The organism is Mesorhizobium qingshengii, from assembly GCF_027563465.1.
In the GTDB taxonomy this organism is placed as follows: Bacteria; Pseudomonadota; Alphaproteobacteria; order Rhizobiales; family Rhizobiaceae; genus Mesorhizobium; species Mesorhizobium qingshengii_A.
Genome location: NZ_JAPFQA010000007.1, coordinates 273,177 through 299,052, shown reverse-complemented (window position 1 = coordinate 299,052; position 25,876 = coordinate 273,177). Strand labels below are relative to the sequence as shown.

The following is a 25,876-nucleotide window of genomic DNA, read 5'->3' as shown; positions in this document are numbered from 1 at the left end:
GTTTCTAAAATGCGCATGCATTCCTTTTCGCCGATCGTTTCGGCACTTGCCGTCTCTGCTGCCATCTTCCTTGCCTCGCCGGCCTTGGCCGACATGGAAAAATTCAAGGCGACGCTCGACGGGAGCCAGCAAAACCCGCCCGTCACCACGAAAGGCAAGGGAACAGCCACATTCACGTTCGACACCGCCAAGAAGAAGCTCAGCTGGAACGTCAAATATTCCGGTCTAAGCGGGCCGGCGGTGGCTGGGCACATTCACGGCCCGGCGGCGGTGGGTGAGAACGCCGGACCGGTAATCCCGTTCAAGAAGATCAAGAGCCCGATCAAGGGTTCGGCTGTCTTGACCGATGCGCAGGCGGCTGACCTGGAGGCCGGCAAATATTACGTCAACGTTCACACCGCCGCCAACAAGGACGGCGAGATCCGCGGCCAGATCGAAAAGGCGATGTAGGGAAGCCACAACGCAAGGGGCGGGCAACCGCCCCTTTTTCTTACGCTTTGTCGCGAATCTGCGTCATCGTCCGGGTTGGCGTGATCGCCTCCGGGTCGAGCCTGATCTCGACGATCGCAGGCTTGCCACTGGCGCGGGCGCGCTCGAAGGCCGGAGCGAAGTCCGCCGTCTTCTCGACCGTTTCGCCATGGCCGCCATAGGCGCGGGCCAAGGCCGCGAAGTCGGGGTTCTTGAGATCGGTGGCGACGACGCGGCCGGGATACTCGCGCTCCTGGTGCATGCGGATAGTGCCGTAGATGCCGTTGTTGACGACGACAACGATGATCGGCAGGTCATATTGCACGGCGGTGGCGAATTCCTGCCCGTTCATCAGGAAGCAACCGTCGCCGGCGAAGGCGACCACGGTCCGGTCCGGAAACAGTCCTTTCGCGGCGACCGCGGCAGGGGTGCCATAGCCCATCGAGCCCGAGGTCGGCGCTCCTTGGGTGGCGAAGCGGCGGAAGCGATGGAAACGATGGACCCAGGTGGCGTAGTTGCCGGCGCCATTGGTGAGGATGGCGTCGTCGGGCAGCATCTTTTCCAGATAGTTCATGATCGGCCCCATCTGGACTGAACCTGGACCGCTTTCCGGCGGCGTCGACCAGTCGAGATAGGCGGCATGCAGCCTTGGCGTCTCGGCCGCCCAGACGGGTGCCGAGGCCGGCTTGCGCCTGGCGAAGGCTTCGACGAAAGCGGCGGGCGAGGCGTTGATCGCCAGTGCCGGCCGATAGACACGGCCGAGCTCGCCGGCGTCGGCATGGATATGGACCAGCGCCTGGTCGGGGTAGGGGCTCTTCAGGAGCGTGTAGTCGGAGGACGGCATCTCGCCCATGCGGCCACCGATGAGCAGCACGAGATCGGCCTGCTTGATCGCCGTCGCCAGTTTCGGATTGATGCCGATGCCGACATCGCCGGCATAATTCGGATGCAGATGGTCGAACAGCATCTGGCGGCGGAAGGAACAGCCGACGGGCAGGGACCACGCCTCGGCAATCGTTCGCATCCGTGCCACGGCCTCGGCGTCCCAGCGCGTGCCGCCAAGGATGACGAAAGGCCGCTTGGCCTTGCCGAGCAGCTTTTCCAGCGCATCGAGTTCAGCTTCGCCCGGCCGTGTTTCGACCGGCGTGTGCGGCAGGGCAGCGGGCGCTTCGACGACACTGGTCAGCATGTCTTCTGGCAGCGAGATGACCACGGGACCGGGACGGCCCGATGTCGCCACCGCGAAGGCGCGGGTGACGAATTCAGGGATACGCGAGGCGTCGTCGATCTCGACCACCCATTTCGCGATGTCGCCGAAAAAGCGCTTGTAGTCGACCTCCTGGAAGGCTTCGCGCTCCTTGGCGTGGCTGGCAACCTGGCCGATGAACAGGATGACCGGAATCGAATCCTGCATGGCGATGTGGATGCCGGCCGACGCGTTGGTCGCGCCGGGGCCGCGCGTGACGAAGCAGATGCCGGGCTTGCCGGTCAGGCGGCCATGACAGTCGGCCATCATCGCCGCACCGCCTTCCTGGCGGCAGACGATGGTGCGGATCGGTGAGTCGTGCAGCGCGTCGAGCACCGCGAGGTAGGATTCTCCGGGCACGCAATAGATACGGTCGCTGCCATTGGCTTCGAGTGCGTCGACGATCAGCTGTCCGCCGGTCTTCATTTCTTGGACCTCTCCAGTTCGGCAAGGATTTCTTCGGTGTGTTCGCCCAGGCGCGGCGAGGGGCGCTCATAGACCAGCGGCGTGCCCGACATGACCATCGGCGCGCGCACCGAAGGCAGGAGATTGCCGTGGCCGTCGTCGAGGTCGAGCCGCATGCCGCGCGCGATCGTCTGCGGGTCGGCGAACATCTGGCCGATCGTGTTGATCGGGCTCGCCGGCACGCCTGCCGCCTCCAGTCTTGCCAGCAGCGGATCACGATCGATAGTCTTCAGCGCCTCGATCACGTGTTCGCGCAGCTTTACCCGGTTGGCGACCCGGGCCGGATTGGTGGCGAAATCGGGATTGGCCGGCAAATCGTCCAACCCGACGGCAGCGCAGAATTTGGCGAACTGGCCGTCATTGCCGACCGCCAGGATGATGTGGCCATCCCTGACCGGCACCACCTCGTAAGGCGCGATGTTCATGTGCGCGTTGCCCATCTGGACCGGCGACTTGCCGGAGACGAGATAATTCAGGTTCTGGTTGCCGAGCGCCGAGATCTGGGTGTCGAACAGCGCCATGTCGATGTGCTGACCCTCGCCGGTCCGTTCGGCATGGCGCAACGCGGCCTGGATGGCGATGACGGAATAAAGACCGGTGAAGATATCCGAAATGGCGACGCCGGCCTTTTGCGGCTCGCGGCCGACCTCGCCGGTGATCGACATCATGCCGGCCATGGCCTGGATGATGAAGTCGTAGCCGGCGCGCGGCGCGTAGGGCCCATCCTGGCCGAAGCCGGTGATCGAGCAATAGACGAGGCGCGGGTTGATCTTGCGCAGGCTGTCGTAGTCGAGCCCGTATTTCTTCAGACCGCCGAGCTTGAAGTTCTCGATCAGCACATCCGACGTGGCGACCAGCCGGCGCACCGTCTCGGCGCCCTCCGGCGTCGAGAAATCGATGGCGATGGAGCGCTTGCCGCGGTTGCAGGAATGGTAATAGGCGGCCGACAGGTTCTCGCCGTCCTTGCCGATGACGAAGGGTGGCCCCCATTTGCGGGTGTCGTCGCCGCCATCGGGACTTTCGACCTTGATGACGTCGGCGCCGAGATCGGCAAGCAATTGCCCGGCCCACGGCCCGGCAAGGATGCGGGCGAGTTCGACGACGCGGACGCCTTTCAGCGGGGGTTCGGCCATAAATCACCGTGGTTGCCGCAATCACCGTGATTGCTGCGAAAGCAGAGCCTCTATCAAGCCCGGCAGTGGCTGTCACGGCCCTTGCGATAGGCCAACGTACCGGCTCGAAGAAGAGACGCGCCGCGTGACCGGGTCACGATTTCAGCACACCGTCGGCCCAGGCGGCGAAATCGGCCATGATGACGTCGCGATTCACCTCGTTCAGGCTTTCGTGGCGGGTGTCGGCGTAAACCTTTGAAACGAGATTCGAAAAGCCCATCGCGCGCATGCGTTTCGCGAGGTGGCCGATCGCCTTGCCGTAATCCGAAGCGGGGTCCTTCTCGCCGCCGACGATGCCGACAGGCAGATCGCGCCGCATCCCGGCAAAGCCGGCATCCTTGCCGCCGTTGAGCGCCATACCGACGACATCGCGCCACATCGATACCGAGGCATCCCAGCCGCACAGCGGATCGGCGATGTATTTCGCCACTTCGGCCTCGTCGCGCGACAGCCAGTCGAACAATGTGCGGTGGTTGGGCACCGCCTTGCCCCAGGCCTGAAAGGTCAGCCTGGGCAGTATGCGCGACGGGACGTCGGAGCCGAGCCGGAACCGCTCCCAGGCGAGGATGCCGAGCGCTACCTGTCCGAGCAGGCCGGCCGAGAAATTGCCGTTCCAGATGGCGGCGGCGTGGACGCGAGCAGAGTGGCGCAACAGGAAGTTCAGCGCCACGGACGCACCCATCGAATGGCCGAAAAGGATGACCGGCAGGTTTGGCTGTTCGTTGGCGATCAGATCATGAATGGCATCGACATCGGCGATCACCTTGGCAGGGCCGTCCTTGTCGGCGAACCTGCCGAGCGGTGCGTCGGGAGCCTTTGTAGCGCCATGGCCACGGTGGTCGTGCGCATAGACATGGAAGCCGCGTTCCCCAAGGAAATCAGCAAAGCGGGCGTAGCGCGCGGCGTGTTCGGCCAATCCGTGATTGATCTGGATGACCGCGCGTGGGCGGCCATCGGCCAGCTTGACGAAAAGATTGAGATCGGCACCGGTCGGCGAGCGAACCACGCGCTGCTGGCTGAATGACATGCCGCTCGGTCTCCAGGTTCCGCCGACCTTCGCGGCGCAGGCATTGTTTGCGCCGGCGCCGGTTTTGCGTCAATCCGCCACGGTTGCTTTTGCGCGACGATGTTTCTTGCGTTTGACCGGCGAAATATCGCAATTCTGACACGGAGACAGCTTCAGTCTGTCGCCCACTTCTTCAGCCGGGGATTCCATATGCGCATTGGTTTTGTTTTCGGATTGGCCATGCTGGCGGCATCGCTGGCCAGTGCTGCGCATGCCGACGTCAAGCTGAGCGGCACCTTCGTTGCCGACGCTGCCTGTCCGGCAACGCAAGCCATCAAGAACGGCAAGAATCCAGGCAATGTCTCGACCGATGCCGGGCAGGGCTATCAGCTGCTCGCCGGCAACAAGGATGCGCCGACGCACTATCTCATCCTGGTGCCGGGCGCCAATCCGGAGCGCCGCTGGGTGAAGGTCAGTTGCGGCCATGTGTCCGGCAGCAGCGCCGCGACAGTGCCGGCCGCGCCGGGCGGGCAGGGCAAGCCGGCGACATCCGCCTCGGGCAAGCCCGACTATGTCTTCGCCCTGAGCTGGCAACCGGCCTTTTGCGAGACCAAGTCGAGCAAGACAGAATGCAGGGCGCAGAGCGCGAACGATTTCGACGCGACGCATTTCACCCTGCACGGCCTGTGGCCGCAACCGAGCGGCAATTTCTATTGCCAGGTGACGGCAGGCGACAAGGCCAACGACAATCCCGCCCACTGGAAGGATCTGCCGCCGGTCAACCTGGATGCCAACACCCGCAAGGAACTCGACCAGGTGATGCCGGGTACGGCTTCCCAGCTCGAGCGGCATGAATGGATCAAGCACGGCACCTGCTACGGCAAGAGCCAGCAGGAATACTTCTCCGACGCGCTCAACCTGATGCGTGCGGTGAACAGCTCGCCGGTGCGTGACCTCTTTGCCAAGAACATCGGCGGCAAGCTGACGGCGGACCAGATCCGCGGTGCCTTTGACGCTGCCTTCGGCGCTGGGGCAGGCGACCGCGTGCGCGTGTCCTGCGTCATCGATCCGTCGAGCGGCCGGCGGCTGATCGGCGAACTGACGCTCGGCCTTGCCGGCCCGATCGGCCCCGACAGTTCGCTCAAGGACCTGTTGCTGGCTTCGGTGCCGACCAACAAGGCCGGTTGCCCGACAGGCACCGTCGACGCGATCGGGTTCCAGTAGGTACGGGGCGTGGAGTCCAGCAAGCCGGCAGGGACTGTCGTCTCGCTTGCGAGGGGGGTGCTATCCTGCGTCGCGCATCATTCGGCGAGGGCGCCAGGCATTCGGCGGCAAATGAAGTCGTAGCAAGAACAACACTTACAGTCGCGCGGGCTTCGCCCATGCAACAGCAGTATCGGCCTCATGGCCAACGGGTTCGCCGACCACGCGATCGCGTCCGGTCGACTTGGCCTTGTAGAGGCGCTGGTCGGCGAGCGCGAAGATATCGGCAAGGCTACGGGTCGTTTCGCTGACGCTGGAAACGCCGGCACTGACGGTCAGCTCGAAGCGGCTGGTGGTGGCTGACGTCTTGATCGCGTTGCGGATGCTTTCGCCAAACAGCCTGGCGACCGAGTGCGGACGCGAGCAGAGGATGGCGAATTCCTCGCCGCCGATCCGGAACACCTGGTCCTCGGCACCAGCCATTTCGCCAAGCAATGCCGCAACGGCTTTCAGCACCTTGTCGCCTTCGGCATGGCCGAAACGGTCGTTGATCGACTTGAAGTGGTCGACATCGATGATCAGCAGGCTGAGTGGCCTGGCCGTGCGCAGGCTGGCCTGAACCGCGGCTTCACCGTCGCTGTCGAAGCGCCCCCGATGCAGCAGGCCGGTGAGGCCGTCACGGCCGACATGTTCGACCAGGGCTTCGTAGCGCTCGCGATAGGTCAGCGTGTCGAAGATGTCGGTCAGCCCGCGCGGCACCGAAATCTCCCGGGCTTCGAACCATCTGAGATAGGCCACGAGCATGCCGCTGAAGGCCAGCGCCGCCGCCATCTTGGCAAACCAGCCACCGAAAAAGACCGCGATCGGCGCGCCGGCAACGAAATGCAGCGCGGTGAAGAACCCGACCTGATCGAAGGTGAGCACGCAAGCGACCGAAATCAGGATGCGCGCGAACCGTGCCCTGCGCAGGTAGCGCCCAAGCTTTTCATAGAGCAGGATGATCAGGATGGCGTCGACGAAGAGCAGCGTCGTGCCCCACACCATCAGCCAGCCCATCTCGTCGATGAAGCCGATGTCGGGGAGCCTGCCATCGGGAAGCGCGGCGATGGCGTGCAGGCGTAGCAGCAGCACCAGCCCGATCATCAGCGCGTTGCCGAGCAGCAGGCCATAGATCGGCTGACGCACTGTCGCGGCGTCTTCCTTAATATAGAGTAGCAAGAGCATGACCAGCTTGCCGGAAAACAGCACCGCCGAGCCCGGTGACACCATGCCGAACGGCAAGGCGACATAGAAGACGCTGGCGAGATAGGACTCGAGGAAGTGCATGACGCCGAGTGCGCAGACGAACACGCCGAGGCCGATGCGATTTCTGAAGCGGAAGAGCGTCACCATGACGCTGAAGTAGACGACCGCTTCGGCAAGGAGCAGGAAACTGTTCAGCAATGCCGTCGATCCGATCTCGCTCTCGAAATCGCGGCCAGCCAGCGATTCCATCCCATCCCTGTTTTGACGCGGAAGGGTTAACCGGAGCTTTCAGCGCGTTCGGTGACCGGTCGAAAACTGCTGGGTTCGGCGGACACTTCCTCGTGTGACCGGACCGAAGCGGCGAAAGCGATTGCCGTTCGCCGCTGCATCGCCTACATAGCGGCCAACCTCCATTCAATTTGACAATCCAGTCAGTTTTTCAGGGAAAGCGCGCGTGGCACGCCAGTTCATCTATCACATGGCCGGCCTGAACAAGGCCTATGGCACCAAGAAGGTGCTCGAGAACATCCATCTGTCCTTCTATCCAGATGCCAAGATCGGCATTCTCGGCCCCAACGGCTCGGGCAAGTCGACGATCCTCAAGATCATGGCCGGGCTCGACAAGGAGTGGAACGGCGAGGCATGGCTGGCGGAAGGCGCCACCGTTGGCTACCTGGCGCAGGAGCCGGCGCTCGACCCGAAAAAGACGGTGTTCGAGAACATCATGGAAGGCGTCGCCGCCAAGACCGCCATCATCGAGCGCTACAATGAATTGATGATGAACTATTCCGACGAGACGGCCGACGAGTCGGCCAAGCTCCAGGACGAGATGGACCGGCTGAACCTGTGGGACCTCGAACAGCAGGTCGAGATGGCGATGGAAGCACTGGGCTGCCCGCCCAAGGATGCCGACGTGACCAAGCTGTCGGGCGGCGAGCGCCGCCGCGTCGCGCTCTGCCAGCTTCTGCTGCGCCAGCCCGACCTTCTGCTACTCGACGAACCGACCAACCATCTCGACGCCGAGACGACCGCGTGGCTGGAAAAGCATCTGCGCGCCTATCCGGGTGCTGTGATGATCATCACCCACGATCGCTACTTCCTCGACAATGTCACCGGCTGGATCCTCGAGCTCGACCGTGGCCGCGGCATTCCTTACGAGGGCAACTACACCAAGTACCTCGAAGCCAAGGCCAAGCGCCTCAAGCAGGAAGGCCGCGAGGACGACGCCCGCCAGCGCGCGATCGGCCGCGAGCGCGAGTGGATCCAGTCCAGCCCCAAGGCCCGCCAGACCAAGTCCAAGGCACGTATCCAGGCATTCCAGGATCTGCTCGATGCCGCCGACAAGCGGCGTCCGAGCGACACGCAGATCGTCATTCCGCATGGCGAGCGGCTCGGCAATGTGGTGATCGAGGCGGAAGGCCTGTCGAAGGGCTTTGGCGACACGCTGCTGATCGACAATCTGTCCTTCAAGCTGCCGCCCGGCGGCATCGTCGGCGTCATCGGCCCGAACGGCGCCGGCAAGACGACGCTGTTCCGCATGATCACCGGTCAGGAAAAGCCGGACGCCGGCACGATTCGCGTCGGCGAAACGGTCAAGCTCGGCTATGTCGACCAGAGCCGCGACCAGCTCGATCCGTCAAAGACAGTGTGGGAAGAGATTTCGGGCGGCGCCGAAGTGGTCAAGCTTGGCAAGTTCGAGGCCAACACGCGCGCCTATTGCGCGTCGTTCAACTTCCGCGGCGGCGACCAGCAGCAGAAGGTCGGCAATCTCTCCGGCGGCCAGCGCAACCGCGTGCATCTGGCCAAGATGCTGAAGACCGGCGGCAATGTGCTGCTGCTCGACGAGCCGACCAACGATCTCGACACGGAAACGCTGGCGGCGCTTGAAGACGCGCTGGAGAACTTCGGTGGCTGCGCCGTCATCATCTCGCACGATCGCATGTTCCTCGACCGTCTGGCGACGCACATCCTCGCCTTCGAGGGCGACAGCCATGTCGAATGGTTCGAGGGCAATTTCGAGGACTATGAGCAGGACAAGATCCGCCGGCTCGGCCCCGATGCCGTCAACCCGCACCGCATGACCTACAAGAGGCTGACGCGGTAGGGGATCACTCTGAAGCGGTAAGGGCATTGGGGCGGCGAATTCTCACAACGTCATGAGGAGTTCAAATGCCTGATTGGTCCGCCGCCCAATATCTGAAATTCGAGGACGAGCGCACGCGGCCTGCGCGTGATCTCGTCGCGCAAGTGCCGGTGGACTTTCCGCGCAGGGTCGTCGACATCGGCTGCGGGCCGGGCAACTCGACCGAACTCCTGGTCGAGCGCTGGCCGGACGCCGAGGTGAGCGGCTTCGACACCTCTCCCGACATGATCGAAAAGGCGAGGGCGCGGCTGCCGGGCGTCACCTTCGACCTCGCCGATGCGTCCAGATGGCAGCCGGCGGAGCCGGTCAACGTGATCTTCGCCAATGCGGTGTTCCAGTGGCTGCCCGAGCACCCGGCGGTGTTCCAGCGGCTGATGGGCTTTCTGGCGCAAGGCGGCGCGCTTGCCATCCAGATGCCCGACAATATGGGCGAGGACTCCCACCGCCTGATGCGGGAGACCGCCGCCGAAATGCCGTTTGCCGCAAAGATGAATGGGTCGGCGCGCGCGCCGTTGCCGCCAGTGTCGTTCTACTATGACCTCCTGTCGCCGCTCAGCGGTCGGCTGGACATATGGCACACCATCTACAATCATCCTCTGGCCAGTGCCGAGGCGATCGTCGAATGGGTGAAATCGACCGGCCTGAAGCCTTTCCTGGATCCGCTGGAAGCCGACGAGCGCAAGATGTTCCTCGACAGCTACACGGCCAAGATCGCCAGGGCCTACCCGAGGACGGCGAATGGCAAGGTGCTGCTGCGCTTCCCTCGTATCTTCATCGTCGCCAAGCGGGCCGGCTAGGAAAGAATTATCTACATCGCCAGCAGCCAATCGCGGCTGCTTGACCCGGTTTCGCCACCGTGCGCATTTCATTGCCGTGGGAATTCGGTCAAGCTTGCGGGGCAGGGGTGGATGATGACACTGGGAAAATTGCTTTTCGGCGGCAGCGTGTGCGCGGCGACATTTCTGGCCCTGTCGGTGTCGGCCGAGGCCAAGCGGGCGCGCTGCTTCACCAGCGATGACGGTTATTTTCCGTGCAGCTATCGCGCGATCGACGGTGCCGGCAGCTTCCGCATCTCGGCGCCGGGCTATCCGACCTATGTGCTGGAGGTCGACGGGCCAGGCTTCGCCTACGGCTATGTCAATCTCGGCCGCCGCAACGTGCCGCTGCCGGGACAGTTCGTGCGCAGCCGCGACGATGGCGCCTGCTGGAACAACCCGCAGACCAACACCAAGCTCTGCACCTGGTGAAGTCACGTTTAAGTTGGCGTAAACCGCCTCAGTGAGAAAAGTGTTGCGCCGGAGCGTTACGGCGCCCACATGAAGCCGCAACGCTGCGGATGGGACAGACTGGAAAATGCATCGCGTCATCATCAGCGGCATCGGCGTTGAAATTCCTGAACCTTCGATCACCAATGAAGAACTGGTCGCCAGCTTCAATGCCTGGGTCGACATGGAGAATGCGCGCCGCCAGGGCACCGACGAGCCGCCGCTGCAGAAATCGGACAGCGATTTCATCGTCCACGCCTCGGGCGTGCGCACCCGCCATGTGATCGAGCGCGAAGGCATTCTCGATCCGACCCGCATGACGCCGCGCATTCCAGCGCGTCCCGACGATGCGCTGTCGCTCGAAGCCGAGTTCGGCATCGCCTCGGCCAGGAAAGCGCTCGACCATGCCGGGCTGCAGCCATCCGACATCGATCTGATCATCTGCTCGGCCTCGCACCACCAGCGCCCCTATCCGGCGATCGCCATCGAAATGCAGGAGGCGCTGGGCACAAAGGGCGCCGGCTTCGACATGGGGCTTGGTTGTTCGTCAGCGGCGGCAGCACTTCACATGGCGGTCAACCTGGTGCGCTCGGGCGCGCACAAGCGCATTCTGGTGACGACGCCGGAAATCATCACCGGCCATCTCAATTTCCGCGACCGGCAGACGCATTTCATCTTTGGGGATGCCTCGGTGTCGATGGTGGTCGAGGGGCTCGCCCTGGGCGAGAGGCGACCGGGACGCTTCGAGGTGCTCGACACGCGGATCTGGACCCAGATGTCGAACAACATCCGCACCAATCTTGGCTACTACACCCGCACCGCCCAGGATGATCCCTATATGATCAACCTGGAAGGCAACCTGATCAAGCAGGTCGGCAACAAGGTGTTCAAGGAAGTCACCGTCGCCGGGCACAAATTCATTGTCGAATTCCTCGCCGAGCACGGGCTGACGCCGCAGGCGGTCAGGCGCTTCTGGTTGCATCAGGCCAATGCCCGCATGAATGCCATGATCCTGAAGCTGTCGTTCGGCCACGAGGTCGACCATGACCGCGCGCCGATGGTGCTGGAAAAGCTTGGCAACACGGCGGGCGCCGGCGCCATCGTCGCGCTGTCGCAGAACCATGCCGACATGAAGCCAGGTGACCACGGCCTGATCTGCGCCTTTGGGGCAGGGTATTCGATTGGCGGCGCTTTGTTGAGAATGCTATGAGCTTGCACGCCTTGCCGCGTCAGGCCGGCGCGAACGGCACCAGCATCGGCACGCGCCTGGCGTAGTCGTCATAGGCGCTGCCCAGCTCGCCGCGCAGGAAGCGCTCTTCCAGTCTTGCCTTCATGACGATGCCGATGGTCAGCAGAATGGCGCCGGCAACACCCCAGACAGTGCCTTTCGCCGCCATGGTGGCGAGAATCGCCAGCAGCAGTCCGGTGTAGATCGGGTGGCGGACGAGGCCGTATGGGCCGGTGTCGACGACATGGTGCTCGGCCTTGGCGGTGACCGTGCCTGACCACAATCGGCCAAGATGCAGGCGTGCCCACCAGCAGAAGGCCAGCCCGACGGCAATCAACGCGACGCAGATCCAGGCCTCGGCCAGGTTGGGAAACCACAGCCTGAGCCGTCCGGCATAGCCGTGCGCCGGAATGAAGAACAGGATGGTGCCAAGCACCAGGACCACCCGGTAAGGCGCCTCGGCCTGAAAGCCGGCGCGCTTCTCGACCCGATCCGCCCAGAAGGCCGCTGCGGCCCATGACGCGGCCCAGAACAGCCAAAGCAGTGTGATTGCCGTCACCGGACGCATGATGAGCTCCCTCCTGTCTGGGCGGCATCATCAAACCGGCGTGGCGCGGCGGCAATGCGGCGCGGTCCGGAAACAGGTCAGTTTGGGGTAAGAAGGTCGTGATCGAATCCCGAGGCGTTCGCGCGGCCGGGGCATTAGCCCGCCTATCCCCAGATAAGGATCACCGGGGAGGCCAGGAACAGAATGCCGGCAAGGATCCACCTGCTGCTGCCGTAAGATTGCACCTCCGAAAGCGGCAGCCACCAGCGTACCAGCGCATAGCCGACGGCGATGGCCATGCTGTAGATCAACGCCCACAGGAATATGTGCCACCCCCCACCAAAAAGGCCGATGGCCAAGCCGAAGCCCGTCAAGGCGCCAAGAATGCCATAGCCAACGTCGAACATCAGCGTCGTGGTCATGGAGAGCGGTCGCCAGATCACGGGAAATGCAATCGCGACGGCAGCTGTCAGAAGCCAGATGCTGATGATCGCCTGAAGCGTGGCGGAACTCGCTATCGAGGCGGCAACGCCGGTAAGGTGATCGGGAGTGGAAAGGCGCACAATCTGCGCAATCCGATCAATGAGCGCGGCCCATATCCATAGCAGGAACGCGCAAGCCGCAAAGATCAAGAAGTTGCCGGCTGATCGTTTTATGACTTCACTTTGTTCCATTGCCGCCTCCTGCTGTTTCGAAAGCTAGCACCGAAACCGACGCACTGGAACTTGGATGGCTGAAGCCCTCCTGATGGAACTGGCTGGCAATATCAGCCGCCAGAACAGCTGAACATCCATTGCACGCCAAATGCGTCCACGATCATGCCGAAGCTGGTTCCCCAGTTTTGCGGCGCCAACGGCACGGTGATCCGGCCACCCGCCGCCATACGATCGAAAAGAGCCTGCATGGCGGTGAGGTCGTCGAAGTCCAGCATCAATGCCGAGCCTTTCATCGGCTCGGCGTCATCATTGTCGGAAGCATGAAACAGCACCCCCGGACCTTCGAACCGCGCATGCAACACCTTTCCACGCATGGCTTCGGTCCGCACCGGCATGTTGTTGTCGCCCCAGCGCAGCAGGATCGTTCCCCGGCCAAGGCCGCACTGTTCATAGAAGGCCAGCGCCGGCTCGCAATTGGTGGTGAAGAACAGCGAAGGGGAGAGCCGCATCGGTTCGCTTCCGTTCATCGCCAGATCAGTGCGAGGCTGCGGTGGCGGCAGCGACAAGCGCGTCACCGGTATATTGCCTGTTGCCGATACCCCAGCCGCCGTCGGGCGCGTTGACGATGTTGATCCAGGTGTTTTCGGGGCGGTGGCCGGGCACGCAGAGCCCTGCGACAATACCGGAAGCAGCGGTGATGAAGTCCTTGCGGGCTTCGATCGAGCCAAGGCCGATGTTGGGCAATTTCAGTTCCACCATGACGACCGGCCGATTGGCGCCGCCGGCATAGATGTGGTGAGGCGGCAGGACGTGGACCGTGCCGCCGACAATCGCGGTGAAGAACGGATTGCCGGTGGCGCCAGAGGCTTCGATGAGGGCGGCGCTAAGACGCGGCAGGATTTCGCGCTCTCCCGCTGGGGTCAGTACGCCTTCCGGCGCGGTCACGGTGATTGGCATTTGACTCTCCTTTGCCTTTGGTTGCACGGCCTCGCCAGCAGGGTTTTCATTCTGCTTGCCATGTTTCGTAGCAATTGTTACGTTATGCGGGGAAGGCGAGTCAACGGGTTTCGTATCGATCGCTATGAATAAATTGGAAAAGCCGCGCGGCGGCCGGCCGCGCGCATTCGACCCCGATCGGGCGCTGGACGCGGCGATGCATCTGTTCTGGGAGCATGGCTACGAGGCAACGTCGCTGGCCATGCTGCGCGAGGCGATGGGGCTGACGCCGCCACAGATCTACAACGCCTTCACCGACAAGGAGACTTTGTTTCGCAAGGCGCTGACGCGCTACCACCAGACCGAGATAGGGTTTGCGCTCGATGCATTGAGCGCGCCGGTGCCGACGCGGGAGGCGATCCGGCGGTTGCTGCTGGGCGCGGCGGAGGCCTATTCCCGGCCCGGCAAGCCCGGCGGATGCCTGTTCGTCAGCGGTGCGCTGGCAACCTCGCCGCAGGCGCAGGCCATTGCCGATGAGCTCAAGGCCTATCGCAAGGCAAGTGAGGCGGCGATCGCGGGCCGGCTGGCCAAGGGCAAGGCGGTGGGCGACCTGCCGGAAAACCTCTCGGTCGAGGGCTTCGCCAAATACCTGGCAGGTGTCATGAACGGCATGTCGATCCAGGCGCGGGATGGCGCTTCGGTCGAAGAGTTGCGCGTTTTGGCCCAAACCGCCCTTGCGGCCTTGCCGGCCGAGGGGCAAAACCAGGTGGCATCATCCAAGGAACGAAGCCATGCTGGATCTCTTCCCCGAGGCTGAAAAGCCGGTCGAAATCATCCCGGCGCGAAAGCTTGCCGCCAAGGCGGCAGCGCTTTACCTCGCGCCGTCGGATCATTTCGAGACATGCCCGGTGGACGAGTTGCGCCTGGGCTTCGACGGCATATCAGGCGATTTCCATGCCGGATCGACGCGGCGTTCGGGCGGGCGCGAGCCCTGGTATCCGCGCGGCACGGAAATGCGCAACGAACGGCAGTTGTCTGTCGTGGCGGCGGATGAACTGGCCATCGTCGCCGAGCGGATGGGTCTCGCCGAAATCAAGCCGGAGTGGATCGGCGCCAATCTGGTGATCGAAGGCGTGCCGCATTTGTCCATGCTGCCGGCCGGGACGCTGCTGTTCTTCAAGGGCGGTGTGACCATCAAGGTCGACGCGCAGAACGGACCTTGCCGCATCTCCGGCCGTTCGATCGCTGAAAATGCAGGCATGGCCGACGTTGAAGCCGGCGCGCTGTTGTTCCCGAAGGCCGCCAAGCGGCTTCGCGGCCTCGTCGCCTGGGTCGAGAAGCCGGGTACAATCAGGGCAGGCGAAGAAATCTCGGTGCGCGTGCCGGAGCAGTGGATCTACTGATCCAGACGCCCGCCCTCAGCGGAATGAACATTGCCGCATTGGGCGGAGGCTACGCCGCCAGGGCGGCGTAGCGATATTCCCGAATCGTCTCAACCCTTGCGGTTCTTCCTGGCGCCTTGCGCCATGATGGACACGTGGTCCCATTTTTCCCAGGTGGCGAGACGGTTGGCGTATTCCTGTTTGATCATCGGCAGGCCGCCATCGCCGAAGAAGACCCTGAGCGGCGGCTCGGCCGCATCGACAATGGCCAGCATCGCCGGGCCAGTGGCCTCGGGATCGCCGGCGACCGAATTGGCGCGGCGCTCGGCCATCTTGGCGCGCGCGGGGGCGTAGGCTTCGATCGGTTGGGAGACCTTGGCCGACGGGCCGGCCCAGTCGGTGGAGAAGCCGCCGGGCTCGACCAGCGTGACATGGATGCCGAATTCCGCGACCTCGATGCTCAGCGACTGGCTGAAGGCTTCCAGCGCCCATTTCGAGGCGTGGTAAAGGCCGAGCGAGGCAAAGGCATTGACGCCGCCGATCGACGAGATCTGGATGATGTGGCCGGAGCGCTGCGCCCGCATGATCGGCAGCGCGGCCTGGGTCACCCAGAGAGCGCCGAACACATTGGTTTCGATCTGGTCGCGGGCTTCCTGTTCGCTGACTTCCTCGATGGCGCCGAAATGGCCATAGCCGGCATTGTTGATGACGACGTCGAGCCGGCCAAAGCGCCTGTGCGCCTCGGCGACAGCGGCGTCGACGGCTTTCTTGTCGGTGACGTCGAGCTTTATCGCGGCGATCTTGTCGCCATATGTCTCGACGAGATCGGCGAGCGTGCCGGCATCGCGGGCGGTCGCGGCGACGCGGTCGCCTCGCGCCAGTGCGGCCTCGGCCCAGACGCGGCCAAAACCCTTCGACGATCCGGTGATGAACCAAACCTTGTTTGTCATGATAGGAATCCTTGCCCCTGCGGGCGCGATTTTTCTGATGAAAGCGGAGGCTTCTCCGCTTTCGGGCATATACGGCGTATCCCGGGATTTTCCAGAGGTGAGGGGAAATCTTTTTTGGACAGCCATCCGTTGGATCAGGGATAGCGCACCGGGCTCGACCATGCCGGATCGTCATGCTTCTCCCAGTAACGCGCCATCAGCCGGCTGGTGATCGCGCCGACCTTGCCGTCCGCCACCGGGGCGCCGTCGATCCGCGTCACCGGCATGATGCCGCCGGCGGTCGAGGTGATGAAGACTTCGTCGGACGCCTTGAGCGCGGCGACGCTGACATCGGCGGTCGTGGCGGCAAGTCCGGCCTCGGCGCAGAGATCGAAAACGGTGCGGCGGGTGATACCGGGCAGCACGCCGATGGCCGGCGTCGACAGTTTGCCGTGCTTGACGCAGAAGACGTTGAAGCCCGGACCTTCGGCGACATTGCCGTTGAAATCGAGGATGAGCGCGGTCTCGGCACCACGGTCGTAGGCATCATAGAGGCCGCGCACGAGGTCGAGCCAGTGGTAGTTCTTGATCGCCGGGTCGATCGAGGCCGGCGGAATGCGCACCTTGTCGCTGACCGCGACATGCAGGCCGCGCCGCAATTGCTCGGCATTGGCGACCGAGCCGAACGGTACCGCGAAGGCCATGAAGCGGTTGACCGCCTGGCGCGGGTCACGGCTGAAGGTCGGCGAGGCGCCGCGCGTGCACAGCATTTCGACATAGGCTGCGCGATGGCCCGACAGCGCGACGCAATTGTGCAGGATCTCAGTCACGCCTTCGCGGTCGAAGGGGATCGTCATCCGCAGCTTTTCCAGCCCGCCGAAGAAGCGCTCGAGATGCAGATCGAGGCGGAAGAAGCGGCCGTTCCAGACATGCACCGTGTCGTAGGTTGCGTCGGAATGGAGGAAACCCCAGTCCAGCACCGAAATCCTGGCTTGCGACATCGGCAGGTACTGGCCGTCCAGGAAGGCGATGCCCTGGGGATAGGAATGCGGGTCGACGTGGCGGTCGCTGACCGCAGGCAGCAGCTTGGCGGCCTGTATTGCCGTCGTCTGGCTCATCGGGGGCTCCTCTCGCAAGGCGGAATCCGCAGGCTATCGGCCCCAGGCGGAAGCGATAGAGCCACCCGTCCGGCGCTGTTCGTCCTCCATGGCGAACTGGCCGATACACTGGACTGGAATTGCCATACAATCGTGGGGGGCTCTGAACGGGAGGGGACATGGGCAGGCTTGGGACCGTCATTGCAGCCATGATGATTTTCGCCGCCGCGGGCGAAGCCAGTGCGCAGTGCGCGAAAGAAGGCGAGGAACTGTGCCAGGGCGGCCAGACCTATCGCTGCGAGAAGACAGGCAGCGAACTGACGCCGATCTTCCAGAACGTTCCTTGCGGGGTGGATGTACCGACGCTGACCGGCACCTGGGTAGGCAAGGGCCACCAGAGTCCGGCTGGTGACGCCGGCGCCGACTGGTCGATCGCCATGACGATTGGGGATGGTGTCGCGTCGATAGACTATCCATCGCTCGGCTGCGGCGGATCGCTGTCGCAGACGTCCAGGGACGAAACATCGGCGCAATACCATGAGAGCATCACTTACGGCCAGGACAAGTGCATCGACGGCGGCGACATCACCGTCAGGTTTTTCAAGGGGAACCTGTCCTGGACGTGGGTCGGCCAGGCGGACGGCCAGCCCTACAATGCGGTCGCCGTCCTGACGCGGCAATAAGCGGACTTACCGCCTTATTCATCCTCGTCATCAGCGTCGAGCAGCCGTGTCGCGCGCCAGCGGGTGAGCACGATGTTGGTCTGCTCGATGACGAAGAAACGCGCCGAGTCGCGGTCATAGCCATCGCTCAGCAGCTTTTCGTAGTCGGTATGGGCATGACGGACATGGGCAATGGTCGCCAGCCACACGGCGATGGAAGGCGGCAAGGTCTTCATATGAACCGCGCCGGCGTCGGTACGGATCTTCTCCATGTCGGCATAGGGCGCCAGCGGCAGAAGCGCGGTCAGCGCCTTGGCGATGGCGCGACGTCGGCCGGTCGTCGCCTTCATCGCTCGTCGCGCCCTTCAATGGTCGCCTCTGATATGGCGTCGGTCGACGCGAAATAGGGCTTGATGTCGATGGCCGGCGTGCCGTCGAGCACGTCGATGGCGTCAAGGTCGATGCGCCCGGTGCCGATGTCGAGCCCGACGAGCCTGGCCACATGCAGGCCGACCGGGTTCGGCCGGGCAGGGGAGCGCAGGCCGAATACGCCTTTCGCTTCAGCCGCATGGCGGGGTTTCTGCACAATCAGATTCCGCGGCGCGTGGTGCAGCCAGGACAGGATGATGACGTGGCTGGCTCGTTCCAGTCCCCGCAGGCCTTCACGGTAAGGCGCGTCGATGGTCAGCACCGCCGGCCGCCCGGTTTCGCGCGCGGCGCGCATGTTCTTCGGGCAGGTCTCCCGCGTCTTCCATGGCGAGGCGATGCGGCCGATGAAGACGATCCCGCCATCCGGCGGCATCGTTGCCGGGTCGGTTTGCAGTCTCTGCTCGCCTTCGCGCGCCTCGAACATTTCACGCGGTGCGGTCATTCTGCCCATCTTCCTGTTGGCGCATGTCCTTGTCCCCAGATCGCTACACCGTTTTGGGAGGCATGGAGCGGGAAATCACGCATGCGGCATTTTGTTGTCCGGAAGCGACATAGCGCTTGCAAGGTTTGGAAAATCGACATAAACATATGTTTATATCTTTTTCAAAGAGAATACGCTGATGCATGTTTCGCTCGACACCATGGTGGACACACTGAAGGCGGCGGCCGAATCCAGCCGGCTGCGCATATTGGCACTGTTGTCGCGCGGCGACCTCACCGTTTCCGATCTTACCGAAATTCTCGGCCAGTCGCAGCCGCGCGTTTCGCGGCATCTGAAGCTGCTGCTGGAGGCGGGGCTGATCGGCCGCTACCAGGAAGGGTCGTGGGCCTTCTTCCGCCTGTCGGACGCCGATTCCGCACGCGATTTCGTGATGGGGCTGGTTTCCGGCATTCGCGGTGCCGACCCGCAGGTCGAGCGCGACCTTGAGCGGCTGGCCTCGGTCAAGCGCAAGCGTCAGGACCGCGCCACCGAATATTTTTCGGTGAACGCGGCGAGCTGGGACCATATCCGTTCGCTGCATGTGCCGGACCGCGCCGTCGAAGCCGCGATGTTGAAGCTGGTCGGCAAGCGGCCATTCCAGTCGATGCTTGATCTCGGCACGGGCACCGGGCGGCTGCTGGAGATATTCTCGCCGCTCTACCGGCGCGGTGTCGGCATCGACATGTCGCGTGAGATGCTGACCGTGGCGCGCGCCAATCTCGACAAGGCAGGCATTTCGAATGCGCAGGTGCGGCAGGGCGACATCTTCGCGCCGCCGGTCGAGCGCGATGCCTTCGATCTCGTCACCATCCACCAGGTGCTGCACTATCTCGACGACCCCGCCCGCGCCATCCACGAGGCCGCGCGGCTTTTGCGCCCGGCCGGGCGGCTGGTCATCGTCGATTTCGCGCCGCATGCGCTGGAGTTCCTGCGTGACGAACACGCGCATATGCGGCTCGGCTTTTCGGACCGGCAGATCAAGGAGTGGTTTTCCGAAGCCGGCCTCGATCTCGAGGATGCCCAAGAGTTCGAGCCGCGCGGCGGCAATGAGGCCAAGCTCACCGTCAAGCTTTGGCTTGGCCGCGACCGGCGGCTGCTGATCGCCGATCCTTCCAATGAAAGCCGCCAGGCCAAAGTTAGCTCGATAGGGGAAATCGCCTGATGAACCAGTTCCGTTTTTCCCGCCGCCCGGACATTGGCGACAAGGTCAGCGTGTCCTTTGAATTCTTCCCTCCGAAGACCGACGAGATGGAATCGAGGCTGTGGGACACGGTCACCCGGCTGGAGCCGCTAAAGCCGAAATTCGTCTCGGTGACCTATGGCGCCGGCGGCTCGACGCGTGAGCGCACCGCACGCACCATCGGCCGTATCCTGAAAGAGACCAGCCTGACACCGGCGGCGCACATGACCTGTGTGGACGCCGCCCGCCATGAGGTCGACGCGGTGATCCAGGAATTCGCCGATATGGGCGTGAAGCGCTTCGTCGCCTTGCGGGGCGATCCAGCCGCCGGCGTCGGAACCGCCTATCGTCCGCATCCGGACGGCTACGCCAACGGCGCCGAGCTGGTGGGGGCGCTGAAGGATGCCGGCGATTTCGACATCTCGGTTTCGGCCTATCCGGAGAAGCACCCGGAAAGCCCTGACTTCGCCACCGACATCGACATGCTGAAGCGCAAGGTCGACAATGGCGCGACGCGGGCGATCACCCAGTTCTTCTTCGACAATGATCTCTATGAGCGCTATGTCGAGCGCGCGCGCCGCGCCGGTATCTACATCCCGATCGTGCCCGGCATCCTGCCGGTGCACAATTTCACCCAGGTCGCCAATTTCTCGGCGCGCTGCGGCGCGCTGGTGCCGGCTTGGCTGGCCGAGCGCTTCGACGGTTTGCAGAACGATCCGCAAACGCATGCGCTGGTGGCTTCGGCGGTGGCGGCCGAACAGGTGCTGGACCTGGTCGAGCGCGGGGTGGGCGACTTCCACTTCTACACCATGAACCGGGCTGACCTTGTCTTCGCGGTCTGCCACATGATCGGCATTCGCTCGCATGAAGTGGAGGCAGCCGGGTCAGCCGCGGCATGAACAGGCAGAAAAAGCGAAAGGCCGGGCAAAAACCCGGCCTTTCGAATCGGTTGGACTATTGGGTGCTGGTCTTCCCAGGTTGGCGGGTCAGGGAAGAAAGCCCATAATAAGGGCTCCGATGAAGGCGAACGCAGCACAGATCATCAATGCGTTGATTGGCCTCGTAAGTCCCATGGCATAGCCTCCTCTTAAAGAGCTATGCACTGGAGTCTAGGTTCATTTGTGCCACAGGCAAGCAGAAAATATGCTGCATTGCGACGTGATTGTGGAATTTGCGACTTCGATTCTGCCATTAGGTGTTGAAACTCCTAGGCAAAAACCGGCTTCGGACCTGTGAATAAATTATGGCGGCGGTGTGTCGCTGGCGTGTCATGGCAGCGCTACCGCATCGCCCCCGAAAGTCGAATTCGACTTCCGGAAAGCACGATAAGGCGATTCAGCTGGAGCGTCCTTTGCACGTCCAGTTGGACGCGCGGCGCTCTAACCTCTACCGAACACTCGCCCGTCGATGGTGACGAGGCCAAGCGCGATCAGCACCACGCCGCCGATTTCGAACAGTTCGAGCCGCTCGCCGAGGAACAGGAAACCAAGCAGCATGGCGCTGGCCGGCACGATGAGCGTGACCAGCGAGGCGTTGGTGGCGCCCGCCGAGGCGACGAGGTTGAAATAGAGGATGTAGGCGAAGGCGGTGGACAGCAGCGCCAGCGCCAGCACCGCCGCCCAGACCGGGGGCGAGGCCGAGAACAGGCCAGCCGGACCATAGGTGAAGAGCACGATCGGGATCATGATGATGGTCGAGGCGGTCAGCTGTCCGGTGGCGATGACCGGCGAGGGCACGCCCTTGAAGCGGCGGGCGACCATCAGGGCAATCCCATAGGACAGCGAAGCGCCGATCAGCGCGAATTTGGCCCAGACCGGGCCGCCGAGCCCGGCAAGCAGGCCGGGACCGATCATCACCGCCGTGCCGGCGACACCAAGGGCGATGCCGGCGAGCTTGTTCCAGGAGAGTTTTTCGTCTGATGTCAGCGCGTTGGCGAGGATCAGCGTCCAGAACGGCGTCGTCGCGTTGAGCACCGAGGCGACACCGGCGCCAAGCTGGGTCTGGCCGGCGAAGATCAGCGAGAAGGGGACGACGTTGTTGGTGAGCGCCAGCAGCAAGAACAGGCCGGCGTGAGGAAAAGCGAGCCGGAAAGACGGTCCGCGCAGACCGAGATAGACCTGCAGCGCGATCGCGGCGATGGCGACGCGAAACAGCACCAGCACCAGCGGGTGAAGCTCAGCCACCGCGATGCGGGCGAAGAAGAACGAGCCGCCCCAGATCGCGCCGAGCAGTAGGAGCTGTCCCCAGTCCTTGAGCACCATCGGCCCGCGTGGCGTGGATGTCGCGGCTATTGCCATGTCTATCGTCCTCCCAGACGGCCTGAATGCCAGCCAGTCAGGCGGAAGGAATATCGGGTTCGGCGACAAGGGCCACCCGAAACCTGATTGATGGCAGACGTTGCCGCCAAAGACCTAGCGCCGCCGCATCGGGGCCGCGAGACACAGAATTGTTTTCATTAGCCGCTAGGTTGGATTAATTGTGCGCAGCCGAGAGGTGAGGATTCGTCCATGCAGCGATTCGAGAATGCCCGCGAGGCGGCACTGGCGCTTCGCCCGGACGATCCGATCTATTGCTTCCGCCCGCAGGTGCTGAAGGCCGATGCGCGGCAGTTCATGGGCATGTTCCCGGGCAAGACCGCCTATGCGGTCAAGACCAATGGCGAGCAGATCGTGCTGAAGACCCTGGTCGAGGCCGGCGTCAATGCCTTCGACGTCGCTTCGCCCGGCGAGTTCGCCGCCGTGCGCGCCGTCTCCGCCGATGCCGAGATGCTCTATATGCACCCGGTCAAGGCGCAGTCGGACATCAAGCTGGCGCTGGAGAAGTATGGCATCCGCGTCATTTCGCTCGACCATGAGGACGAGATCACCAAGCTGACGCGGGTGGTCCGCGCGCTTGACATCGATCCGGGCTCGATCAGCGTGTTCGTGCGGGTGCAGACCAAGGGCCTCGCCGCCTACGAATTGTCGAAGAAGTTCGGCGCCGGGCCTGCCTATGCCGTCGAGCTGGCGGAGCGGCTTAACCGCACCGGCTACAAGGTCGGCCTGTGCTTTCATGTCGGCAGCCAGATCGAGGACCCCGACACTTATGAGCGGGCGCTGGCCTCGGCCGACTGGGTGCGCAACCGGCTGACCTTCGACATTGCCGGGCTCGATGTTGGCGGCGGTTTTCCGGCCGAATACGGGCACGATCCCAACCGCAAGCAGATCGAGATGCCGTCGCTCGGCCAGATCATGTCGCGGCTCTCCGGAGACCTGAAGGAATACCAGTTCGACCAGATGCCGTTGGTCGCGGAGCCGGGCCGGGTGATCGTTGCGCGCTGCCTGTCGCTGATCGTGCGGGTGCTGCTGCGCAAGGGCAAGCGGCTCTACATCAATGACGGCATCTGGGCGTCGCTGTCGGATTCATGGACCGGCAAGATCACGCTGCCGGCACGCTTCATTCCCGACCCGGCGATCCGCTCGCGCAATGGCGAGGAAAAGAACATCGTGCCGTTCAAGGTCTGCGGGGCGACCTGCGATTCCGTCGACATCCTGTCACGGCCGTTCTGGCTGCCGGAAACGGTCGACACAGGCGACTGGATCGAGATCGGCCATATCGGCGCCTATTCGCTGTCGCTCAGGACCCGCTTCAACGGCTTTTATCCCGACACTTTCGTCGAGGTGACGACGCCGTTCGACGAGGGCGACGCGCCACAAGGCTTTGCGAGTTTGGAGACGATGGCTGATTAGTGAGTAGGAAATAGGCAGTAGCGAATAGGGGAATTATCTTCTTCGCTACTCGCTACTCGCTACTCGCTAAAGCCTCGCGAGCAGATCCGGCGTTGGCCAGCCATCCACCGGCAGGCCAAGCCGCATCTGCTCCTTGCGGATCGCTTCACGGGTGTTGGTGCCCAGGATGCCGTCGACCGTGCCGACGTCGTAGCCACTGGCTTCCAGCTTGGTCTGCAAAGCCTTCATCTGCTCGTTGTCGAGGCCGGTCTCGGGATTGCGGGGATCGAACTGCGGCGCGCCTGCCAGCCTGTTGGCGAGATTGGCCGCGGTCAGCGCGTAGGTAAAGGACTGGTTCCACTCGAGATAGACATCGAAATTGTCGTAGGTGAGGAAGGCAGGACCCTTGCGCCCCATCGGCAAGGCCAGGCCGGCCTTCAGGCCGTTGTCGACCAGCGGCGTGCCGTTCGGGTTGGTGACCCCCCACAGCGCCCATTGCGACAGCGGCAATTTGTTGGTGCGTCCGGTCTGGTCCCACGGCATGTCGTCGGGCACGCGGACTTCCTCGATCCAGGGCTGGTCGCGCTTCCAGCCGCGCGACAGCACCTTGTTGGCCGTGGTCATGATGACGTCGGGGACACTGTTGCGCAGGTCGACCTTGCCGTCACCGTCGCCGTCGACGCCGCGCGCCAGATAGTCCGAAGGCAGGATCTGCGTCTGGCCGATCTCGCCGGCCCAGGCGCCCGTGACGTTCTCCGGCAGCACACCGCGATCGATCAGCGTCAAAAGAGGGATGAGCTGCGGCCGGAAAAGCTGTGGGCGGCGGCAATCATGGGAGAGCGTCACCAGGGCGCTCAGCGTGTGGAAATCGCCCTGCACTGCGCCGAAATCGGTTTCCAGCGCCCAGAAGGCGGCGATGATCGGTGCCTGGACGCCGAACTGCTGGTCGGCGCGGGCGAAGACGTCGGCGTATTTCTTCAGGTTTGCGGCACCTTGCTTCAGCCGGTAGGCCGAGATCATGCGGTTGGAGAATTCGATGAAGGTCTGGGTGAAGACGCCCTGGGCGCGGTCGCGCGCCAGAACCTTGTCGTCGATGGTCGCATCCTCCAGCGCGTCGAGGCCGGCGGCGCCGACGCCAGCCGCCCTGGCTTCCGCCGCCACGCCCTGCTTCCAGGCTTCGAAGTCGCCGCCGCATTCCTGCGCCACCGCCGGCAAGGCCGTGGCGCACAAGAACAGCGCCGCGAGGGCTTTCGAACGCAGTCGCATCGGCTTCCTTTCGACATTCAGAATTCCAAGGCGTCCTTGCGCAACCATCGGGCGCAGAGCTCTGGAGTACCGGCGGTTGCAGACTTTACCGCTGGCTGTGTCGAAAAGCAGGCGGCAGGCCCGGTGTCAACGGGTGTTCTGCCACAGCCACTTGTTCCTGGCTGCTCGCTGCCGTTGAACCCTGGTATCAACGGCACTTCTGCTGGAGCGACATGATTCAAGCGGTTTGCCGCCGTTGAACCCGGTTCAACGGCAATTCTGCTGGAATGATTTGTCCAAGGTGGAGCTGCCGTTGAACCCGGTTCAACGGCAATTCTGCTGGAATGATTTGATCCAAGGTGGTGCTGTTGACCCCGGTTCAACGGGTGTTCTGCCGCAGCCACTTGTTCCAGGCGGCTTCACTGCCGTTGAAGACGTTGATGTCGGACTTGCCGGTCATGCCGGGAACGATGCCGGTTCCGGTATACTGCCAGAAGGTGAAGGGAAGGCTGCCGTATTTCTCGCGCGGATGGCCGGCGACGGAGCGCAGCCAGTAGGGATAGCCGCGGAAGGTCGACAGCTGGTTGTCGTCGAAGAAATCGACCGAGGTGTAGATGATCGGCTTCTTGCCGTAGTGCCGCTCGACGATTTCGAGGAAGGTGGTCATCTCCGCGCGCACCGTGGCGGCGTCGGGGCGCAGCCTGCAGGTCGGCGATTTCGGGTTCCATTCCATGTCGAGGACTGGCGGCATCGCCGAGCGATCGACAGGGACATTCTGGATGAACCAGCGCGCCTGCTGGGCCGCGGGGGTGCAGAAATAGAAGAAATGATAGGCCGCGCGCGGAACACCGTTGGCTTTCGTGCGGGCCCAATGCTCGTTGAAATATTCATCGAAGCGGTCGCCGCCCTCGGTCGCCTTGATGAAGGCGAACGAGATGCCGCTGGCCTTGGCCGCCGGCCAGTCGACCGAGGTCTGGTATTTGGAGACGTCGGTGCCATGGACGGCATAGTTCCACGGCGCGCCGCTGTCCCATTCATGCGGCTTGGAATCGGCAAAGCGGGGCGCACGCACGGCAACCGTCTGGCTGCTGGAGGGCGACAGCGGCGAGAGATCGTCCACGGTCGAGCAGGCGCCGAGCAGCGTCAGCATGAAAAGGGCCGCAAGACGGCGCATCGCAATTCCC

27 protein-coding genes are annotated in these 25,876 nt (G+C 63.5%); 12 read left to right on the top strand and 15 right to left on the bottom strand.

The features are described from left to right. Positions 1 to 9: 9 nt before the first annotated feature. On the top strand, positions 10 to 450 hold the full coding sequence (locus OOJ09_RS18320) for a CHRD domain-containing protein (protein ID WP_269906522.1): 441 nt from the start codon (positions 10 to 12) through the stop codon (positions 448 to 450). A 40-nt stretch (positions 451 to 490) separates the two neighbouring features. Here the strand turns inward: OOJ09_RS18320 and OOJ09_RS18315 are convergent, their stop codons facing one another. The 3 genes from OOJ09_RS18315 to OOJ09_RS18305 all read right to left on the bottom strand — a co-directional run bounded on the left by OOJ09_RS18315 (position 491) and on the right by OOJ09_RS18305 (position 4,378). Next, positions 491 to 2,140, bottom strand: coding sequence for a thiamine pyrophosphate-binding protein (locus OOJ09_RS18315; RefSeq protein WP_269906521.1), 1,650 nt, complete (start codon positions 2,138 to 2,140; stop codon positions 491 to 493). After that, on the bottom strand, positions 2,137 to 3,312 hold the full coding sequence (locus OOJ09_RS18310; RefSeq protein WP_269906520.1) for a CaiB/BaiF CoA transferase family protein: 1,176 nt from the start codon (positions 3,310 to 3,312) through the stop codon (positions 2,137 to 2,139). The genes OOJ09_RS18315 and OOJ09_RS18310 overlap by 4 nt, the downstream gene beginning before the upstream one ends. A 133-nt stretch (positions 3,313 to 3,445) precedes the next feature. Continuing rightward, a complete protein-coding gene (locus tag OOJ09_RS18305; RefSeq protein ID WP_269906519.1) occupies positions 3,446 to 4,378 on the bottom strand; it encodes an alpha/beta fold hydrolase in 933 nt (310 codons plus the stop codon). Between the two features lie 189 nt (positions 4,379 to 4,567). On the opposite strand from OOJ09_RS18305, the gene OOJ09_RS18300 reads away from it, so the two are divergent. Beyond that, positions 4,568 to 5,581, top strand: coding sequence for a ribonuclease T2 family protein (locus tag OOJ09_RS18300; protein ID WP_269906518.1), 1,014 nt, complete (start codon positions 4,568 to 4,570; stop codon positions 5,579 to 5,581). Positions 5,582 to 5,716: 135 nt separating this feature from the next. On the opposite strand, the gene OOJ09_RS18295 is transcribed toward OOJ09_RS18300, so the two are convergent. Beyond that, positions 5,717 to 7,054, bottom strand: coding sequence for a sensor domain-containing diguanylate cyclase (locus OOJ09_RS18295; protein WP_269906517.1), 1,338 nt, complete (start codon positions 7,052 to 7,054; stop codon positions 5,717 to 5,719). A 205-nt stretch (positions 7,055 to 7,259) separates the two neighbouring features. Between OOJ09_RS18295 and ettA the strand changes: the two genes are divergently transcribed. From ettA to OOJ09_RS18275, 4 genes are all read left to right on the top strand, one after another. Further along, positions 7,260 to 8,909, top strand: coding sequence for an energy-dependent translational throttle protein EttA (gene ettA, locus OOJ09_RS18290; protein WP_256751071.1), 1,650 nt, complete (start codon positions 7,260 to 7,262; stop codon positions 8,907 to 8,909). A gap of 65 nt (positions 8,910 to 8,974) precedes the next feature. Next, positions 8,975 to 9,745, top strand: a complete 771-nt coding sequence (gene tam, locus OOJ09_RS18285; protein WP_269906516.1) for a trans-aconitate 2-methyltransferase — start codon at positions 8,975 to 8,977, stop codon at positions 9,743 to 9,745. A 114-nt stretch (positions 9,746 to 9,859) separates the two neighbouring features. Beyond that, positions 9,860 to 10,195, top strand: coding sequence for a hypothetical protein (locus OOJ09_RS18280; protein ID WP_269906515.1), 336 nt, complete (start codon positions 9,860 to 9,862; stop codon positions 10,193 to 10,195). A gap of 106 nt (positions 10,196 to 10,301) precedes the next feature. Beyond that, positions 10,302 to 11,423 carry a beta-ketoacyl-ACP synthase III gene (locus OOJ09_RS18275; RefSeq protein ID WP_269906514.1) on the top strand — a complete coding sequence of 374 codons (1,122 nt, stop codon included), beginning with the start codon at positions 10,302 to 10,304 and terminating at the stop codon, positions 11,421 to 11,423. Positions 11,424 to 11,442: 19 nt separating this feature from the next. Here OOJ09_RS18275 and OOJ09_RS18270 read toward each other — a convergent pair whose 3' ends face one another. From OOJ09_RS18270 to OOJ09_RS18255, 4 genes are all read right to left on the bottom strand, one after another. Next, positions 11,443 to 12,009 (bottom strand): methyltransferase family protein, encoded by a 567-nt coding sequence (locus tag OOJ09_RS18270; protein ID WP_269906513.1) that lies wholly within the window; start codon positions 12,007 to 12,009, stop codon positions 11,443 to 11,445. Positions 12,010 to 12,152: 143 nt separating this feature from the next. Further along, positions 12,153 to 12,662 (bottom strand): hypothetical protein, encoded by a 510-nt coding sequence (locus OOJ09_RS18265; RefSeq protein WP_269906512.1) that lies wholly within the window; start codon positions 12,660 to 12,662, stop codon positions 12,153 to 12,155. 92 nt (positions 12,663 to 12,754) lie between these two features. After that, the gene (locus OOJ09_RS18260; protein ID WP_269906564.1) at positions 12,755 to 13,153 is read right to left on the bottom strand and encodes a glyoxalase/bleomycin resistance/extradiol dioxygenase family protein; all 399 of its coding nucleotides are present in this window, start codon (positions 13,151 to 13,153) and stop codon (positions 12,755 to 12,757) included. Positions 13,154 to 13,178: 25 nt separating this feature from the next. Then, on the bottom strand, positions 13,179 to 13,601 hold the full coding sequence (locus tag OOJ09_RS18255; RefSeq protein ID WP_269906511.1) for a hypothetical protein: 423 nt from the start codon (positions 13,599 to 13,601) through the stop codon (positions 13,179 to 13,181). Between the two features lie 124 nt (positions 13,602 to 13,725). Between OOJ09_RS18255 and OOJ09_RS18250 the strand changes: the two genes are divergently transcribed. Both OOJ09_RS18250 and OOJ09_RS18245 read left to right on the top strand, forming a co-directional pair. After that, positions 13,726 to 14,397 carry a TetR/AcrR family transcriptional regulator gene (locus OOJ09_RS18250; protein ID WP_269906510.1) on the top strand — a complete coding sequence of 224 codons (672 nt, stop codon included), beginning with the start codon at positions 13,726 to 13,728 and terminating at the stop codon, positions 14,395 to 14,397. Beyond that, entirely contained in the window at positions 14,372 to 14,983 is a 612-nt protein-coding gene (locus OOJ09_RS18245) for an MOSC domain-containing protein (protein WP_269906509.1), read from the top strand. The genes OOJ09_RS18250 and OOJ09_RS18245 overlap by 26 nt, the downstream gene beginning before the upstream one ends. Positions 14,984 to 15,072: 89 nt before the next feature. Here OOJ09_RS18245 and OOJ09_RS18240 read toward each other — a convergent pair whose 3' ends face one another. Beyond that, positions 15,073 to 15,912 (bottom strand): SDR family oxidoreductase, encoded by an 840-nt coding sequence (locus OOJ09_RS18240; RefSeq protein ID WP_269906508.1) that lies wholly within the window; start codon positions 15,910 to 15,912, stop codon positions 15,073 to 15,075. Between the two features lie 134 nt (positions 15,913 to 16,046). Then, positions 16,047 to 17,009 (bottom strand): D-amino acid aminotransferase, encoded by a 963-nt coding sequence (locus OOJ09_RS18235; protein ID WP_269906507.1) that lies wholly within the window; start codon positions 17,007 to 17,009, stop codon positions 16,047 to 16,049. A gap of 158 nt (positions 17,010 to 17,167) precedes the next feature. Here OOJ09_RS18235 and OOJ09_RS18230 point away from each other — a divergent pair, with 158 nt between their 5' ends. Further along, the gene (locus OOJ09_RS18230) at positions 17,168 to 17,671 is read left to right on the top strand and encodes a hypothetical protein (RefSeq protein WP_269906506.1); all 504 of its coding nucleotides are present in this window, start codon (positions 17,168 to 17,170) and stop codon (positions 17,669 to 17,671) included. A gap of 14 nt (positions 17,672 to 17,685) precedes the next feature. Here OOJ09_RS18230 and OOJ09_RS18225 read toward each other — a convergent pair whose 3' ends face one another. Further along, the gene (locus OOJ09_RS18225; RefSeq protein WP_269906505.1) at positions 17,686 to 18,000 is read right to left on the bottom strand and encodes a DUF2293 domain-containing protein; all 315 of its coding nucleotides are present in this window, start codon (positions 17,998 to 18,000) and stop codon (positions 17,686 to 17,688) included. Beyond that, on the bottom strand, positions 17,997 to 18,521 hold the full coding sequence (gene tsaA, locus OOJ09_RS18220) for a tRNA (N6-threonylcarbamoyladenosine(37)-N6)-methyltransferase TrmO (RefSeq protein WP_269906504.1): 525 nt from the start codon (positions 18,519 to 18,521) through the stop codon (positions 17,997 to 17,999). Before tsaA ends, OOJ09_RS18225 begins: the two co-directional genes overlap by 4 nt. Positions 18,522 to 18,699: 178 nt before the next feature. On the opposite strand from tsaA, the gene OOJ09_RS18215 reads away from it, so the two are divergent. After that, complete coding sequence (locus OOJ09_RS18215; protein ID WP_091580268.1) at positions 18,700 to 19,722, top strand: ArsR/SmtB family transcription factor; 1,023 nt, start codon at positions 18,700 to 18,702, stop codon at positions 19,720 to 19,722. Next, positions 19,722 to 20,639: a methylenetetrahydrofolate reductase [NAD(P)H] gene (gene metF, locus OOJ09_RS18210; RefSeq protein WP_269906503.1), complete on the top strand. Its 918-nt coding sequence runs from the start codon at positions 19,722 to 19,724 to the stop codon at positions 20,637 to 20,639. Before OOJ09_RS18215 ends, metF begins: the two co-directional genes overlap by 1 nt. A gap of 480 nt (positions 20,640 to 21,119) precedes the next feature. Here the strand turns inward: metF and OOJ09_RS18205 are convergent, their stop codons facing one another. Then, positions 21,120 to 22,037, bottom strand: a complete 918-nt coding sequence (locus tag OOJ09_RS18205; RefSeq protein ID WP_269906502.1) for a DMT family transporter — start codon at positions 22,035 to 22,037, stop codon at positions 21,120 to 21,122. A gap of 210 nt (positions 22,038 to 22,247) precedes the next feature. Between OOJ09_RS18205 and OOJ09_RS18200 the strand changes: the two genes are divergently transcribed. Next, the gene (locus tag OOJ09_RS18200; protein WP_091580275.1) at positions 22,248 to 23,468 is read left to right on the top strand and encodes an alanine racemase; all 1,221 of its coding nucleotides are present in this window, start codon (positions 22,248 to 22,250) and stop codon (positions 23,466 to 23,468) included. Positions 23,469 to 23,534: 66 nt separating this feature from the next. On the opposite strand, the gene OOJ09_RS18195 is transcribed toward OOJ09_RS18200, so the two are convergent. Both OOJ09_RS18195 and OOJ09_RS18190 read right to left on the bottom strand, forming a co-directional pair. Next, entirely contained in the window at positions 23,535 to 24,713 is a 1,179-nt protein-coding gene (locus tag OOJ09_RS18195; protein WP_269906501.1) for a lytic murein transglycosylase, read from the bottom strand. A gap of 358 nt (positions 24,714 to 25,071) precedes the next feature. Beyond that, positions 25,072 to 25,866 carry a GH25 family lysozyme gene (locus OOJ09_RS18190; protein ID WP_269906500.1) on the bottom strand — a complete coding sequence of 265 codons (795 nt, stop codon included), beginning with the start codon at positions 25,864 to 25,866 and terminating at the stop codon, positions 25,072 to 25,074. Positions 25,867 to 25,876 lie beyond the last annotated feature (10 nt).